This window comes from Streptosporangium sp. NPDC003464, from assembly GCF_053588315.1.
This window is the reverse complement of record NZ_JBSFPS010000249.1, coordinates 1-14,753: the sequence shown is the minus strand read 5'-3', so window position 1 is coordinate 14,753 and position 14,753 is coordinate 1. Positions and strand designations below refer to the sequence as shown.

General features: G+C 71.1%; 14 protein-coding genes. 10 read left to right on the top strand and 4 right to left on the bottom strand.

The window, feature by feature from the left end; all coding sequences use genetic code 11:
* Positions 1-199: 199 nt before the first annotated feature.
* Positions 200-2,083: a DUF3352 domain-containing protein gene (locus ACWDS7_RS38090; RefSeq protein WP_451933213.1), complete on the bottom strand. Its 1,884-nt coding sequence runs from the start codon at positions 2,081-2,083 to the stop codon at positions 200-202.
* Between the two features lie 103 nt (positions 2,084-2,186).
* Positions 2,187-2,522 (bottom strand): hypothetical protein, encoded by a 336-nt coding sequence (locus ACWDS7_RS38085; protein WP_306856486.1) that lies wholly within the window; start codon positions 2,520-2,522, stop codon positions 2,187-2,189.
* A gap of 159 nt (positions 2,523-2,681) precedes the next feature.
* Between ACWDS7_RS38085 and ACWDS7_RS38080 the strand changes: the two genes are divergently transcribed.
* From ACWDS7_RS38080 to ACWDS7_RS38055, 6 genes are all read left to right on the top strand, one after another.
* Entirely contained in the window at positions 2,682-3,473 is a 792-nt protein-coding gene (locus tag ACWDS7_RS38080) for a thioesterase family protein (RefSeq protein WP_451933212.1), read from the top strand.
* A gap of 135 nt (positions 3,474-3,608) precedes the next feature.
* Positions 3,609-4,430: a glutamate racemase gene (gene murI, locus ACWDS7_RS38075; protein ID WP_451933211.1), complete on the top strand. Its 822-nt coding sequence runs from the start codon at positions 3,609-3,611 to the stop codon at positions 4,428-4,430.
* 76 nt (positions 4,431-4,506) lie between these two features.
* Positions 4,507-5,259: an MBL fold metallo-hydrolase gene (locus ACWDS7_RS38070; RefSeq protein WP_451933210.1), complete on the top strand. Its 753-nt coding sequence runs from the start codon at positions 4,507-4,509 to the stop codon at positions 5,257-5,259.
* A 5-nt stretch (positions 5,260-5,264) separates the two neighbouring features.
* Positions 5,265-5,981: a ribonuclease PH gene (gene rph / locus ACWDS7_RS38065; protein ID WP_451933209.1), complete on the top strand. Its 717-nt coding sequence runs from the start codon at positions 5,265-5,267 to the stop codon at positions 5,979-5,981.
* Positions 5,978-6,616, top strand: a complete 639-nt coding sequence (locus ACWDS7_RS38060) for an XTP/dITP diphosphatase (RefSeq protein ID WP_451933208.1) — start codon at positions 5,978-5,980, stop codon at positions 6,614-6,616. The genes rph and ACWDS7_RS38060 overlap by 4 nt, the downstream gene beginning before the upstream one ends.
* Positions 6,617-6,843: 227 nt before the next feature.
* Complete coding sequence (locus ACWDS7_RS38055; RefSeq protein WP_451933207.1) at positions 6,844-8,481, top strand: molybdopterin-dependent oxidoreductase; 1,638 nt, start codon at positions 6,844-6,846, stop codon at positions 8,479-8,481.
* A 97-nt stretch (positions 8,482-8,578) separates the two neighbouring features.
* Here ACWDS7_RS38055 and ACWDS7_RS38050 read toward each other — a convergent pair whose 3' ends face one another.
* On the bottom strand, positions 8,579-9,145 hold the full coding sequence (locus tag ACWDS7_RS38050) for an NADPH-dependent FMN reductase (RefSeq protein WP_451933206.1): 567 nt from the start codon (positions 9,143-9,145) through the stop codon (positions 8,579-8,581).
* A 271-nt stretch (positions 9,146-9,416) separates the two neighbouring features.
* On the opposite strand from ACWDS7_RS38050, the gene ACWDS7_RS38045 reads away from it, so the two are divergent.
* Positions 9,417-11,081 (top strand): FAD-dependent oxidoreductase, encoded by a 1,665-nt coding sequence (locus ACWDS7_RS38045; RefSeq protein ID WP_451933205.1) that lies wholly within the window; start codon positions 9,417-9,419, stop codon positions 11,079-11,081.
* Positions 11,082-11,249: 168 nt separating this feature from the next.
* On the opposite strand, the gene ACWDS7_RS38040 is transcribed toward ACWDS7_RS38045, so the two are convergent.
* Positions 11,250-12,764 carry an APC family permease gene (locus ACWDS7_RS38040; RefSeq protein ID WP_451933204.1) on the bottom strand — a complete coding sequence of 505 codons (1,515 nt, stop codon included), beginning with the start codon at positions 12,762-12,764 and terminating at the stop codon, positions 11,250-11,252.
* Positions 12,765-13,049: 285 nt separating this feature from the next.
* Here ACWDS7_RS38040 and ACWDS7_RS38035 point away from each other — a divergent pair, with 285 nt between their 5' ends.
* The 3 genes from ACWDS7_RS38035 (at position 13,050) to ACWDS7_RS38025 (ending at position 14,665) form a co-directional block, all read left to right on the top strand.
* Complete coding sequence (locus tag ACWDS7_RS38035; protein WP_451933203.1) at positions 13,050-13,526, top strand: MarR family winged helix-turn-helix transcriptional regulator; 477 nt, start codon at positions 13,050-13,052, stop codon at positions 13,524-13,526.
* 75 nt (positions 13,527-13,601) lie between these two features.
* Positions 13,602-14,399 carry a toxin glutamine deamidase domain-containing protein gene (locus tag ACWDS7_RS38030; protein WP_451933202.1) on the top strand — a complete coding sequence of 266 codons (798 nt, stop codon included), beginning with the start codon at positions 13,602-13,604 and terminating at the stop codon, positions 14,397-14,399.
* Positions 14,396-14,665 carry a hypothetical protein gene (locus tag ACWDS7_RS38025; RefSeq protein WP_451933201.1) on the top strand — a complete coding sequence of 90 codons (270 nt, stop codon included), beginning with the start codon at positions 14,396-14,398 and terminating at the stop codon, positions 14,663-14,665. The genes ACWDS7_RS38030 and ACWDS7_RS38025 overlap by 4 nt, the downstream gene beginning before the upstream one ends.
* Positions 14,666-14,753 lie beyond the last annotated feature (88 nt).

Sequence of the window (14,753 nt, the reverse complement as noted above, 5' to 3'; positions counted from 1 at the left end):
AACTGCTGAGCGGTGCGCTGGGGGAGGACATGCCACTCCCGCAGGGGCCGATCGACTTCACCAAGACGGAAGATCAGTTGTCGCACCATCGGGGTGCCCGCCTTCTGCGTGTTCTGTCTGTTCTGCTTGTTCCGCACCCGGCCCCGCCCGGCTCCGGCTCAGCCGGAGCCGGGCCGGGCGGCGCTCGGCGGGGTCAGGCTCAGTCGAACAGGACCCGCAGGGAGAAGGACGCCTCGCCGCCGTTCTGCGTCCCGCTCACACCGACGGCGCGCAGCTGCTGGAGGTTCGCCTTCTCCTCGCCCTGGAGGGTTTCGAGGTAGAGCTTCTCGACCTTGTTGAGGTCGACGTAGGCGGCGAAGGTCGCCGAGTCGGCGTCGGGGATCGCGAGCTTGAAGCCCTCGTCGTCGGCCAGGCTCCCCTCCTTGGCGAGTTCGGCGGCGTACTCCTGCGAGCTGGCCAGGACGAAGGTGCCGTCACCGGGGACCTTGGCGAGCTGCGGGGCGGCGGTGCCCGAGTCGGCGAGGAACTTCTCGATCTTGCCGACGACCTCCTGTGCCTTGGCCGGGTCGGTGACCACTCGGGCACCGAACTTGGGCTGGCCGCTGTCGAGGCCGTTGGCGTCCACCGCCAGGGTGATGTTCTTGCCGAGCAGGGTCACCAGGTCGGCGGGGAGCGCCAGCCCGTACTTCTGCTGGGCCTGGTCGGCGAACTGCTGGAAGCTCCCGCCGGCGGCCTGGTCGGCCGACTTCATGATCTGGGCCCACTGCTTGCCGATGATGTCGCCGAGACCGGAGATCGAGACCGCGCCGGCGGTGGAGGCCGGGAGCTGGCCGATCCTGGTGGCCTCCGGCTCGCCCAGCCCCTCCAGGGGCTGCGCGCCGCGGCTGATGCCGGCCAGCTCGACGTAGCTGCCGTCGAAGCGGAGCGCGCCGGCCACGCGGGCGTTCTTGATCTGTTCGAGGGCGGCGGCGTCCTGGCCGGCCAGCTCCGGGGCGAGCTGCGCGATCTTGCCGCCGTCCATCCAGAAGGAGAGCACGCCGGTCTCGCCGAGGGCGCTCAGGTCGTCGGAGAAGTTGGCGTTGTCGGTCAGCGGCGCCGCCTTGGTGGCCTGGTCGGCCTCCGCCTGGGTGCCGCTGAGCAGCGCGTAGTCCTCGCGGAAGGCGATGCCGTACTTCTCCTCGCCCATCAGCTTGGCGATCCCCGCCTTGGCCTTGGCCTCGTCGGTCACCTGGACGGCCACCACGAAACCGGGATCGGCGTCGGCCTTGGCCGGGGCGAGCACGGCCATGCCGACGCGGTCCCCGATCCACGGCTGGATGTCGGTGGCGTAGTTCACCTTGCCGGCGCTGCCCATCTTGTCGGCCAGGTCGAAGAGGGCCTTGCGCGGGTCGTCGCCGGTGAAGGAGTCCTTGGTGACGGTGAACTTCTGGGCGATGCTGAACAGTGCCAGCTTCTGGTTGGCGGCCGGGTCGAAGTCCAGGCGCACGTAGCCGACGGCGTTGCCGGGGAGCACGTCGTGCGGCTGGGTGCCGCCGCCGCTGAGCATGCTGACCGCGAACGCGCCGCCGCCGCCCACGAGGGCGACGACCAGGGCGGCGACCACCGCGAGCAGCCAGCCCTTGCCACCCTTACGGGCGGCGGGCGGAGCCGGCTGTCCCGCGCCGAGGAAATCGGTGCCCTGCTGCTGCCAACCGGGCTGCTGTCCGTAGTTCTGCTGGCCGTAGTTCTGCTGCTGGTAGCCGGGCTGCTGGTAGCCGGCCTGACCCTGCTGCTGGTAACCGGGGTAGCCGGGCTGGCCCTGCTGCTGTCCGTAGCCCTGCTGGCCCTGCTGCGGGTAGCCGGCCTGCTGTCCGTAGCCCTGCTGCGGCTGGCCCTGCTGGTAACCCCCCGCGCTCTGCTGCGGGTAGCCAGGCTGCTGCGGGTAGCCGGGCTGGCCCTGCTGCGGGTAGCCACCCTGCTGGGGATGGGGCTGGGTGTGCGGCTGACCGTGCTGCTGCGCACCCTCGTTCCAACGGTAGGCGATCGTCCTGTCGGGCTGCTGGCCCGGCGTGGGCGACTGGTCGGGGGGATTGTTGGCAGACATGCTCACTCACAATGTGGACTTCTCGGATAAAGAGAAGTTAGTGCACATCGCTAGCGGACGCCTTGCAATGAACTAACCAGGCGATTGCTCTGTCCAAGGAGAATCAGACCCGCTGCAGCGCTTTGGCGGGTTTTCTCAGGGTGATCTCGCCGTTTCCGGTGGAGGCCACCGCGTCCCACGAGACGATGCTGCTGCCGGTGTAGAGCGTCCGGGACAGGAGCTTGAACAGCCAACTCGTCCGGTTGCCGGGGTCGCGGGTGCGGCCCAGCATCACCGGGGCCCGCCGGTGCGAGACGACCAGGCCGGAGACCGTGAACTGCTGCTGCATCCCGAAGTCGGCCCTGCGGTTCTTCCTCATCCGGACGTCCACCACCTGGCCCACCCACACCCCCTCCGAGTCCCACACCGACTGACCGATGAGGTCACCGACTCCCGCCATCCCCGGCCTCCTGCTCCCGCGAAATCGCTTGGAAAATGGTTATCAGTCTCTCAGTGGAATCTCGTTTTCCCAGGTAGCGGCACGCGTTCCGGGCCGATGGGGCGAGAGGTGCGCGTACTGGGTAAAGTGAGCGCTCTAGAACAAGGTTCGGGAGCGTGAATGACGAAGTTCGACGAGGCGACGCAGGCCATCAGGGTGGACGAGACCACCTACGACGTGTGCCTGGACCCCGGATACTCGATCGGCGGGCCGCTCAACGGCGGCTACCTCATGGCCGTGCTCCTGCGCGCCGTCGTGGACGCCTCACCGCACGACCATCCGGTGACCACCAGCGCGCAGTTCCTGCGCGCGCCCCGGCCCGGCCCCGCCCGGGTGCGGCTGGAGCAGATCAAGGCCGGCCGCACCGCCGCGATGACCCGCGCGACCCTGGTCCAGGACGATGTCTCCTTCATCGAGACCCTCGTCACGACGGCGACCCTGAACGAGGCCGTCCCCGACTGGACGGACGGTCCTTCGGCGGCCATGCCGCCCATCGAGCGGTGCGTCAGGCTGCCCGACCCCAAGCCCGAGTCGAACATCACGCTCAACGCGCAGATGGAGATGGCCTTCGACCCGCCCACCGTCGGCTGGCTCGACGGCAAGCCCACCGGCCGCCCCGAGGCGCGCGCCTACTTCCGGATGGCCGAGCCGCAGGACCCCGACCCCTACGTGCTGGCCCTGGCCGTGGACGCGCTCCCGCCGGTGGTCTTCTCCGCCGGAGCCCGGGGCTGGGCGCCGACCGTGGACCTCACCTGGCACCTGCGCGCCCTGCCCGCCCCCGGCTGGCTCACCCTGCTCGGCAGTGGCCGGATGATCAGCGACGGCTGGTTCGACGAGGAGGTCGAGGTCTGGGACTCCGCCGGCCGCCTGGTCGCCCAGTCCCGCCAACTCGCCCGGGTGGGCCGAGGCTGAACCACGGCGCGGCGTCGCCGGAAGCGCGTGAGGGGGCGCCGGTGCCTGGACTGAGGAGCGCGCGCAGCGTCGCCGGAAGCACTGTGAGGATTCTTACCGTGAGCGGTCGTCCCAGGTCGCCTAACCTTGGGAACCATGTCGCAAGCGAGTATCGGAATCTTTGACAGCGGTGTTGGCGGCCTCACGGTGGCCAGGGCGATCATGGATCAGCTGCCCGATGAGTCGATCTTCTATGTGGCCGACACGGCGCGGCAGCCGTACGGACCCAAGACCATCGCGCAGCTCCGCGCCTACACGCTGGAGGTGATGGACCACCTCGTCGAGCACGACGTCAAGATGCTGGTGATCGCGTGCAACAGCGCCAGTTCGGCGGTGCTGCGGGACGCGCGCGAACGCTATGACGTGCCGGTCGTCGAGGTGATCCAGCCGGCGGCGCGCCGGGCCGTGCGGGCCACCCGCAACGGCCGGGTCGGAGTGATCGGGACCCGGGCGACGATCGAGTCGATGGCCTACCAGGACGCGTTCACCGCCGCCCCGGACATCCTGCTGACCGGGGTGGCGGCCCCCCGGCTGGTGGAGTTCGTGGAGCGAGGGGAGACGATGAGCGAGGAGCTCATCGAGGTCATCCGCGGCTACCTGCAGCCGGTGCTGGACGACGGATGCGACACGCTGATCCTGGGATGCACGCACTACCCGCTGCTGACCGCGCCCATCTCCTACGTCGCGGGAGACGGCGTCACGCTGGTCTCCAGCGCCGACGAGACGGCCAAGGACGTCTATCGCGTCCTGCACGACCGGGGCCTGGCCGCCACGGGCCGCACCCCCCGCCACCGGTTCGGCGCCACCGGCGACACCGTGCTGTTCGAGCAGCTCGGGCGGCGCTTCCTCGGTCCCGAGATCGAGGCCGTCGAGCTCACGCCGGTGGGGGACGTCCCCGGCAACGGGCAGCGTCCGTGAAGACGGCGGTCACCGGTGCCCGGGCCGTGGCATGCAGCGCCGCAATCTGAGAAGAGCTGAGAAGGAGGAGGCCGCCGTGAAACTGACGATCATCGGGTGCTCTGGGAGTTTCCCCGGCCCGGACAGCCCCTCCTCCTGCTATCTGCTGGAGGCCGAGGGGTTCCGCATGCTGCTGGACTTCGGCAACGGCGCGCTGGGCGCGCTCCAGCGGCACATCGGCCTCTACGACGTGGACGCGATCTGCCTGTCCCACCTGCACGCCGACCACTGCCTCGACATCTGCCCCTACCACGTGGTGCGCACCTACTCCCCGGAAGGGCCGCTCCCCAGGGTGCCGGTCCACGCCCCCGCCGACGCGCCCCGCCGCCTGGCCGCCGCCTACGGCATGCCCGAAGAGCCGGGGCTCGAGACGGCCTTCGACTTCGCGCCGCTGGCGCCGGGCGTGTTCGAGGTGGGGCCGTTCGAGGTGACGGCCGCGCTGATGAACCACCCGGTCGAGACCTACGGGTTCCGGGTCTCCTACGGCGGGCGCTCGGTGGCCTACTCGGCCGACACCGGCGAGTCCGCCGAACTGGTCAAGCTCGCCTCGGGGGCGGACGTGCTGCTGTGCGAGGCGTCCTTCCTGGAGCGGCCCGACCTCCCCACCGACCTGCACCTGACCGGCCGTCAGGCCGCCGAGCACGCGGCCAGGGCGGATGTGGGCACCCTGGTGCTGACCCATCTCGTACCCTGGCACGACCCCGCGCGGATCCTCCAGGACGCCTCCCGGGGCGGTTTCGGCGGGCGGACCGAACTGGCGCGGAGCGGGGCCGTATATGACCTAGGGTGAGTTTCATGGCTCGTGCAGATGGACGTTCTCCCGATCAGCTCAGACCCGTCACCATCACCCGTGGCTGGCTCGCGCACGCCGAGGGCTCGGTGCTCGTCGAGTTCGGCGGCACCAAGGTGCTCTGCGCCGCCTCCGTGCAGGACAGCGTGCCGCGCTGGCGCCGGGGGAGCGGCCAGGGCTGGGTCACCGCCGAATACGCCATGCTGCCCCGGGCCACCAACACCCGTAACGACCGGGAGTCGGTGCGCGGCAAGATCGGCGGCCGGACGCACGAGATCTCCCGCCTGATCGGCCGGTCCCTGCGGGCCTGCGTCGACTACAAGGTCCTCGGCGAGAACTCGATCGTCATCGACTGCGACGTGCTCCAGGCCGACGGCGGCACCCGCACGGCCGCGATCACCGGCGCCTACGTGGCGCTGGCCGACGCGGTGAGCTGGATGCGCGAGCGGAAGATGTGCAAGGGCGACCCGCTGGTCGACTCGGTCTCGGCCGTGTCGGTCGGCGTCGTCGGATCCACGCCCCTGCTGGACCTCTGCTACACCGAGGACGTCGCCGCCGAGACGGACATGAACGTGGTGATGACCGGGGCCGGCGAGTTCGTCGAGGTCCAGGGCACGGCCGAGGGCAAGCCGTTCAACCGGGGAGCGCTGGACGAGCTGCTCGACCTCGGCGTCGTCGGGTGCGCGGAGCTCACCCGCCTGCAGAAGGCGGCGCTGGCGTGAGCACCGAGACGGCCGGGCGCCCCGGCACCGTCGTGAGCCGGGTGGTCCTGGCCACCCGCAACACCGGAAAGATCGTCGAGCTCCGTCAGATCCTCGCCGACGCCTCGGTGCCGGTGGAGATCGTCGGCCTGGAGGAGTTCCCGCAGATCGGCGATGTCGCCGAGACCGGCCTGACCTTCGCCGAGAACGCCCTGATCAAGGCGCACGCCGTCGCCCAGGCGTCGGGCCTGCCCGCCATCGCCGACGACTCGGGCCTGTGCGTGAACGCGCTGAACGGCATGCCGGGCATCTTCTCGGCCCGCTGGTCCGGCCGGCACGGCGACGACGGGGCGAACCTGGACCTGCTGCTCGCGCAGGTGTCCGACGTGCCGCGGGAGCACCGGGGCGCCCACTTCGCGTGCGCGGCGGCGCTGGCCCTGCCGTCGGGGGAGGAGCGGGTCGCCGAGGGCACGCTGTACGGCATGATCATCGACGCGCCGCGCGGGACCAACGGTTTCGGCTACGACCCGATCTTCGTGCCCGAGGGGGAGAGCCGGACGACCGCCGAGCTGTCGGCCGAGGAGAAGAACGCCATCAGCCACCGGGGCCGCGCCTTCCGCGCCCTGGTCCCGATCCTGGCCGAAGTGGTCGCCTGACCGATCCCGGCCGGCTGCGCGGTCCGGTCCGCCCGAGTGATCGCGGACGGCCGAGCGGTACCGGCCGACTGCGCGGTCCAGGCCGGTTGAGCGGTCCGGTCCGGTTGAGCCTGCCCGCTCCGTGACGCGGGGCACCCGCCGCGGGCGGGTGCGCCCCGGAGCGGAGCGGGCCGGATCGTAATCGGGGCGTAAGATCCCGTTTGCTCCGATGGGCGTAGCGTCGGAGGATGGAGAGCAACGGGCGCGTGCCCCTGTGGGCGGCGGCGCTGATCGGCCTGGTGTCCGGTGCGGTGGCGGTCGGGGTGTCACTGCTGGCCGCGGGCCTGGTGAAGGCCTCCGCCTTCCCCGTCGTGGCGGTCGGCAACGCCGCCATCGATCTCACTCCGGCGGGACTGAAGGATTTCGCGATCCGCACCTTCGGCGAGAACGACAAAGTCGTCCTGCTGGCGGGTATCTTCCTGGTCCTCGCCGTGATCGCCGCCGCCGTGGGCGTCCTGGCCGTCAGGGACATCCGGTACGGCCTGGCGGGCCTGGCCGCGTTCGGCGTCGTGGGCGTCCTGGCCGTCCTGACCCGGCCCGACGCCGGCGCCGTGGATGTCGTCCCCACGCTGGCGGGCGTCGCCGCCGCCATGTTCGCCCTGCACCGCCTGACGGGCCGTGCCCTCCTCCCCCGGGAGGAGGGCTCGCCGACCGGCGCCCACCCGGCCGGCGAGGCCCACGAGCCCGGAGACGATACGGGTGAGCGGCACGGCACGCCGGTCCCGCCGGTCATGCGGGCGGGGGAGGATCTCCGCACGCTCGACCGGCGGAGGCTGCTGATCGGGACGGCCGGGGGCGTCGTCGTCGCGGGAGTGACCGGCGTGGTGGGGCGGATGCTGTCGGGGCGGGCCCAGGTGGCCGCGGCCCGGGTCGGCATGGAGCTGCCCCGGCCCTCCGTCCGGGCCACGCCGCTCCCGGCCGGAGTCGACCTGAAGATCAGGGGGCTGTCGCCGTTCGTCACCCCGAACCACGACTTCTACCGGGTGGACACCGCCCTCATCGTGCCCCAGGTGGACCCCCGGAACTGGACCCTGAAGATCCATGGCATGGTGGACAGGCCCGTCGAGCTCGCCCTCGCCGACCTGATGAAACTCCCCCTGGAGGAGGCCGACATCACGCTGTGCTGCGTCTCCAACGAGGTCGGCGGACCATACATCGGCAACGCCCGCTGGCTGGGCGCCAGCCTGGCCGGCGTCCTGCGCGACGCGGGGGTGCGGGCGGGGGCAGACATGCTGCTCAGCACCTCCGCGGACGGCTGGACCTGTGGCACCCCGCTCGACGTCGTCCTCGACGGGCGCGACGCGCTGCTGGCCCTGGCGATGAACGGCGAGGCGCTCCCGGTCGACCACGGTTTCCCGGTCCGCCAGGTGGTCCCGGGCCTGTACGGCTACGTCTCGGCGACCAAGTGGGTGACGGAGATCAAGGTCACCCGGTTCGACCAGGACGAGGCCTACTGGACCTCCAGGGGGTGGTCGGCGCGGGGGCCGATCAAGACCCAGTCGCGCATCGACCTGCCGAGAGACGGCTCCAGCGTCGCGCCGGGCCGTACCGTGATCGCCGGGGTCGCCTGGGCCCAGCACAAGGGGGTGGACGCCGTCGAGGTGCGGGTCGACGGCGGGCAGTGGCGTCAGGCCCGGCTGGCCGAGGCGCCGACCGCCGACACCTGGCGCCAGTGGGTGGTCGACGACTGGGACGCCACGCCCGGCAGCCACACGATCGAGGTGCGGGCCACGGACGCCACCGGCTACACCCAGACGCCCGACCACGCCCCGGTGACCCCCGACGGGGCCACCGGCTGGCACAGCGTCAGCGTCGAAGTCGCCTGAACGCCTGGCGCGGTCCAGCCCGGCCCGGACGGGGACGGCGGAAACGAGGCGGTCGAAGGGGGCAGTCGGAGGGGGCAAAGGGGGCAAAGGGCGGCGGTCAGACGGAGCTGCGCATCACGGACATCGCCTGGGTGAGCCGGCCGAGCTCCTCCAGCATCGCGCTCGCCGACTCCGACAGGGTGCCGTCGACGGTCAGGCTGCCGTCGGCGGCCACGCTCTTGCGCCGGAAGACGGTCACCGCAGCGCCCGCCGGGACCATGCGCAGCTTGGTCACGACCGGCTTGAGCAGCTCGACCGCGCGCAGGCCGCCGGAGAGCCCGCCGTAGCTGACGAACCCGACCGGCTTGTGGGCCCACTCGCGGTGGAGGAAGTCGAGGGCGTTCTTCAGGGGGGCGTTGAAGGCGTAGTTGTACTCCGGCATGACGAAGACGAACGCGTCCGCCGCGTCGATCGTCGCGCTCCAGTCCTTGGTGTGCTGGTGGACGTAGTTTCCCGTGGTCGCGTCCTCGGGCTCGTCCAGGAACGGCAGCCCCACCTCGGCGAGGTCGACGAGTTCCACGTCGAACCCGCCGTGCTCGACGGCGTGGCGGGTGAACCAGTCGCCGATGGCGCGTCCGGTCCGGACCGGACGGGTGCTGGCGACGACGACCTTCAGCAGCGGCATGGCGTGCCCCCCTCAGAAGTGGTTTACGTGTAAACAGAGACTGCCGCCATTTTGGTTACATGTCAACTAACGGCTGGGGTCCGGAGAGGCCGAGGTCCGGGGGAGGGGCCCCGGCGTGGTGGGCCGGCCGGCCCGCGGCCGTCCCGGCGCACTGCCGGCCAGGCGCGGCACAGTGTCACGCGATGATCGACATCGGTTACGCGATGCCGACTGCCGCCGGGGCCCGCCGGTCTTCATGCTGATCGCCAACACGATCAGAGAGGCCACCCCCATGGCACGAACCTCGTCCCTGCGCGCGCTCCAGCGCCTGGCAGCCGAGCACCACGACGCCCGCCGTCTCCGGATCCCCGTCGAAGACCTGCGCGGACTGCGCGCCGAGGCCGCCGCCGTACCGGGCGGTATCGCCCGCCGTGACCTGCTCAGGCGCGCCGCGCTGGCCGGTCTGGCGGTCACCGCGCTCGGCTCCGCCCAGGGCCGCGCCCGCGCCGACGTCACGCCGCAGGCCAAGCCGCCGCTCAAGCCCGCCCGGGTGGCCGTCATCGGCGCCGGGATCGCCGGGCTCACCGCGGCGCTCACCCTCAGGGACGCGGGGGCCACCCCGATCGTCTACGAGGCCGACCCGTCACGGGTCGGCGGCCGGATGTACTCCCAGCGCTCCCACTGGGCGGGCGGCCAGACCTCCGAGATCGGCGGCGAGCTGATCGACGTCGAACACAAGAAGATGCTGGAGCTGTGCCGCCGTTTCGGCCTGTCCACAGTCAACTTCGCCGGGGCAGGGCCGAACGGCGCCGAGGAGATCCTGCACGTCAACGGTGCCTACTACCCGCGCTCCCAGGCGGACGCCGACTTCAAGGAGATGTATCAGACGCTCCACGCCGACCTGCAGGCCGCCGGCGAGGTGAGGTGGGACAGCACCACGCCGGAGGGCACCACGCTGGACAACATGTCGATCCGGCAGTGGATCGACTCCCGGGTGCCCGGCGGCTACGCCTCGGACCTCGGCCGCTTCCTCGACGTCGCCTACAACGTCGAGTACGGGGCCGAGACGACCGACCAGTCCTCTCTCGCGCTGGTCCTGCTGATGGGCTACCAGCCCAATCCCGGCCATTTCAACGTCTGGGGCCTGTCGGACGAGCGCTATCACATCGTCGGCGGCAACGACCTGCTCCCGCAGGCCATGGCGGCGGCCCTGCCGTCCGGCTCGGTCCAGACGGGCTGGGAGCTGCTGGCGGTGCGGGCGAACGCCGACGGCACCCAGACGCTCACCTTCGACAACGGCGGCACCACCAGGACCGTCGTCGCCGACCACACGGTCCTCACCGTGCCCCTGCCGATCCTGCAGCGCCTGGACCTGTCGCGCGCCGGATTCGACGCCCGCATGACGGCCCTGCTGCGTGACGCCCGGATGGGCTACGTCACCAAACTCAACATGCAGTTCACCCGCCGGACCTGGATCGGCGCCGGCCCGTGGCCGGGGGTGTCGGCCGGGGACTGCTTCACCGACCTGCCCTTCCAGCAGTGCTGGGACACCACCAAGGGGCAGGCCGGCTCGACCGGGGTGCTCATCCAGTACGGCGGCGGCGACGCGGCCCGGTCCCTCGACCCGTCCACCCCGTTCCCCACCGACTCCGACGCCTACGTCCGCGCCCTCGTCGCCTCGACGCTCACCCGGATCGACACGGTCTTCCCCGGCACGAAGGCGGAGTGGAACGGCCGCGCCCAGCTCTCGGCCTGGCACAGGAACCCCTACGCCCTCGGCGCCTACTCCTACTGGCCGGTCGGATACCTGCACAGGCACGCGGGCTACGAGGGGACCCGGCAGGGCAACGTGCACATCGCCGGAGAGCACTGCTCCTACGACTTCCAGGGGTTCATGAACGGCGGCGCCACCGAGGGAGAGCGCGCCGCGGGCGAGGTGATCGCCGCGCTGCGGTAGGACACGGGACGGCCCGTGCCCCCGTGAAGCCATCGCGGGGGCACGGGCCGCACCTCAATGCGGGCCGTACTTCAATGCGGGCCGTGCCTCAATGTGGGCCGCACCTCGACGCGGGCCGTACTTCAGGACGGGCCGCCTCTCATGCGCCGGCCGTACTCTCACGTGCGGTCAGTCACGTTCGACGGTGTCCTCCAGCACGATCCGGCCGATGATCGCGTACTTCTCGGGCCTGCGGGCCCTCAGATAGAGGGCGAGGGCGGCACCCAGGAGGGCGGCGCCGAGCACGATCCAGGGGATCAGGGCGAAGAACGGGGACTTGGCGGCGTCTCCGGCGGCGGCCTCCTGGTTCTGGAACAGCAGCAGGACCACGTAGGCCATCGCCAGGCCGCCCAAGAGCGGGGCCAGCAGGGTGCGCCACCAGGACGCGGTCTCGGGGTGCTTCTTCCTGACGTGGAAGTAGCCGATCACCGAGAACGAGCAGAGGGTCTGCACGATCAGGACGGCCAGCGTGCCCAGCACCGCGAGCAGGGTGTAGATGTGCAGATAGGGGTCCATCCCGGCGAAGAAGAACGCCAGCACGATCACCACGGAGATCGCGGTCTGCACGGCTCCGGCGATGTGCGGGGAGCCGTGCCTGGGGTGGGTGGCGCCCAGGGTCGCGCGGGTGCCGGGGATGAGATCCTCGCGGCCGATCGCGTAGAGGTAGCGGGCGGCGCAGTTGTGGAAGGCCATCGAGCAGGCGAAGGAGCCGGTCAGGATGAGGATCTTGAACAGGTCGACCGCCCACTCCCCGACCAGTTCCCCGGTGGGGTTGAAGAAGATCCCGGCGAACTCCTCGGCCGCGATCTGAGGCGCCTTCACCCCGTTGGCCGCCACCGTCATCCAGGAGACGAAGGTGTAGAACAGGCCGATGCCGATCACCGAGACCAGGGTCGCGATCGGGATGATCTTCTTGGGCTCGCGGGACTCCTCCCCGTACATGGCGGTCGACTCGAACCCGACCCAGGACCAGAAGCACATGAACAGGCCGAGCCCGACGGCGCCCGTCTCCAGGCCGGTGACGGTGAAGGCCCTCGCGGGGTTGAGGGTCTCCGCCATCAGGCCGTCCGGGCCGCCGCCGTGGAAGAGGGTCACCGTGGCGGTCAGCCCGAGCATGAGGATCTCGGTGACGAGGAAGACCCCCAGGACCTTGGCGGTCAGGTTGATGTCGAAGTAGGTGAGGATCGCGTTCAGCGCCAGGCCGAGCAGGGCGAACCAGAGCCAGTGGATGTCCACACCGGCCAGGCTCTTGAAAGTGTCGTTGGCCGAGTAGGCGAAGAACCCGATGATCGAGGCTTCGAAGACGACGTAGGCCATGGTGGCGAGCAGGCCGGCCACCATGCCCACGACCTGGCCCAGGCCGTGGGAGATGTAGCCGTAGAAAGCGCCCGCGGAGGTGATGTGCTTGGCCATCGCCACGTAGCCCACCGAGAAGACGGTGAGCACGATCGTCGCCACGAGGTATCCGGCGGGCACGCCCAGGCCGTTGCCGAAGCCCACGACGATCGGGACGTTGCCGGTCATCGCGGTGATGGGCGCGGCGGTGGCGACCGCCATGAAGATGACGCCGACCAGCCCTACGGCGTTCTTGCGGAGGCGGTGGACACCGTCGGCCGGGGCCTCGGTGCTGTCGGTGATGCTCAAATCGCGTGCGCCTTTCTGGGACCAGCGCCGGATGGGGGGATGGCGAAGATATTGACCGGCGGTGAGACCGACGAACAAGGTGCCTGCGGACCTCAAACGATTACGACATGTCATCTTGTCCTGCCGGTCCTGCCGGTCCTGGTGCGCGGACCGGCAGAGGCTCCCGCTCCTCTGGTTCATCGGGCCGGCGCCTGCCCGCCGCGGCCGCAGGAGCGACGGGGGCGATGGGCGGGCCGACGGGCGGGCCATTCTGGTTACATGTCAACCAACGGTTAGGGTGGGCGCATGGCCGACCCACGGTGGCTCGACGAGCGGGAGTTCCGGGCGTGGCTCGGCTACCGCCGGATGCGCCTGCTGCTCGACGCACAGATCGCCCGTGACCTCAGCCGGGAGTCGGGCCTGTCCGATCCCGACTACGACGTGCTGTCCGCGTTGACCTCCAGCGAGGACCGCCGCTGGCGCCTGCAGGCACTCGCCGACCGCATGCTGTGGTCCAAGAGCCGCCTGTCCCGGCACATCAGCCGGATGGAGGAGCGCGGCCTGGTCACCCGCGAGGACTGCGCCACCGACGCCCGCGGCGCGGTCATCGTCCTCACCGAGGCAGGGCAGCGGGCCATCGAGGCCGCCGCCCTCGGCCATGTCGAGTCGGTCCGCCGCCACCTGATCGACCTGCTCACCCCGGAACAGATCGATACTCTCGGCGACATCGCGGACACGGTTCTCGCGCACCTCGCCGAGGCGCAGGGCGACGCAGGTCCTTGAACTGGTCAACTCGCCCACGCCGCGGGAGAGAGCGGCCTAGCATCGGGCGCGAGGCGGATGGGCGAGGGGGACCCGGTGACTCGGTTGTTTCTACCCGCGGGGGTCTACAACCCCGTCGTGACGGCGGACGGCCAGCGGTGGCGCGACTTCGAGCTGGAGGCTCCGGGGCCGGCCGGAGTGGCGGCGCCACGGGAGCCCGAGCGGGTTCCCGACCGGATTCCTGACAGGATTCCCGACCGGGTTCCTGAGCGGGCGCAGTGGAGGCCGCTGCGGCTGGAGCGGTGCCGGCCGTACGGCGTGGCCGGGGGGCTGGCCAGGCCCGACCCGCAGACCCAGGAGGACATGGTGCGGGCCGTGCCGGTCACCGAGCAGGGGGTGCCCCGGCGCTTCCCCGATCCGCGGGGGATGTGGATCAGGCTGATCAACGGGGCCGGGGCCGCCGAGGACCCGTTCCGGGCGACCAACGCGGTGGACTGCGCGCTGGCGGTGCTCTCCACCTGGCACGGCGCGCCGGCGGTGGCCGCTCCCCGGCGGCCGGAGTACGACCGGGTCGGCAAGCCGCTGCTCACCGGTGAGGCCGGGGGAGTGGCGCGGGCCGAGCGGTGGCTGGGCCAGCGCTTCCAGTACGTGGGACAGGGGCGCCACGCCTACGTCCCCATCGCGCAGGCACTGCTGGCGGGCGGGCACGGTGCCGCCGCGATCATCATCAACCGCTGGCCGGCCGGCGGCAGCCACGCGTGGAACGCGGTCAACTCCGGCGGAGAGGTGATCTGGATCGACGCGCAGCGGGGCCACATGGCGGTGGAGCCGCCGTACGAGTCGGTGACGGGCGTCTTCTGCGTGGTGATCGACAGGGAGGGGCGGCGGCTGTGAACCTCGACCAGGCCAGGGCCATCGCCGAGGAGTATTTCAACGGTGTCCGCAGCCCGGGCTCCGCCGCAGAGATCAGGATATATACCTTCAAAGAAGGCTATGTCGCCTGGGCGAAGGAGCCCGAGCCCGACGACCCCAGCGTGCTGCCCGACACGGCCGGCGCGGGCTGCATCGTGATCGACAAGGCCACCGGGGAGGTCGTCATCCGTCCCCTGCTCAACCCCGAGACGGTGGCGGAGCAGTGGCCGGGGCGCCGCCCCCGATAGAAGGCGCCCCGGCCACCGGGAAGAGTCCGGCCCGGCCGTCGGGCCAGGTGCGCCGGGCCCGACGCTCCAGGCCGCCGTCGGCCAGCGC

Excerpts from the sequence above, each read along its gene's own strand:
- ACWDS7_RS38050 (WP_451933206.1), bottom strand. The coding sequence starts at position 9,145 with ATGCCGCTGCTGAAGGTCGTCGTCGCCAGCACCCGTCCGGTCCGGACC.
- ACWDS7_RS38055 (WP_451933207.1), top strand. The coding sequence starts at position 6,844 with ATGGAGAGCAACGGGCGCGTGCCCCTGTGGGCGGCGGCGCTGATCGGC.
- rph (WP_451933209.1), top strand. The coding sequence starts at position 5,265 with ATGGCTCGTGCAGATGGACGTTCTCCCGATCAGCTCAGACCCGTCACC.
- ACWDS7_RS38035 (WP_451933203.1), top strand. The coding sequence starts at position 13,050 with ATGGCCGACCCACGGTGGCTCGACGAGCGGGAGTTCCGGGCGTGGCTC.
- ACWDS7_RS38045 (WP_451933205.1), top strand. The coding sequence starts at position 9,417 with ATGGCACGAACCTCGTCCCTGCGCGCGCTCCAGCGCCTGGCAGCCGAG.
- ACWDS7_RS38085 (WP_306856486.1), bottom strand. The coding sequence starts at position 2,522 with ATGGCGGGAGTCGGTGACCTCATCGGTCAGTCGGTGTGGGACTCGGAG.
- ACWDS7_RS38090 (WP_451933213.1), bottom strand. The coding sequence starts at position 2,083 with ATGTCTGCCAACAATCCCCCCGACCAGTCGCCCACGCCGGGCCAGCAG.
- ACWDS7_RS38080 (WP_451933212.1), top strand. The coding sequence starts at position 2,682 with ATGACGAAGTTCGACGAGGCGACGCAGGCCATCAGGGTGGACGAGACC.
- murI (WP_451933211.1), top strand. The coding sequence starts at position 3,609 with ATGTCGCAAGCGAGTATCGGAATCTTTGACAGCGGTGTTGGCGGCCTC.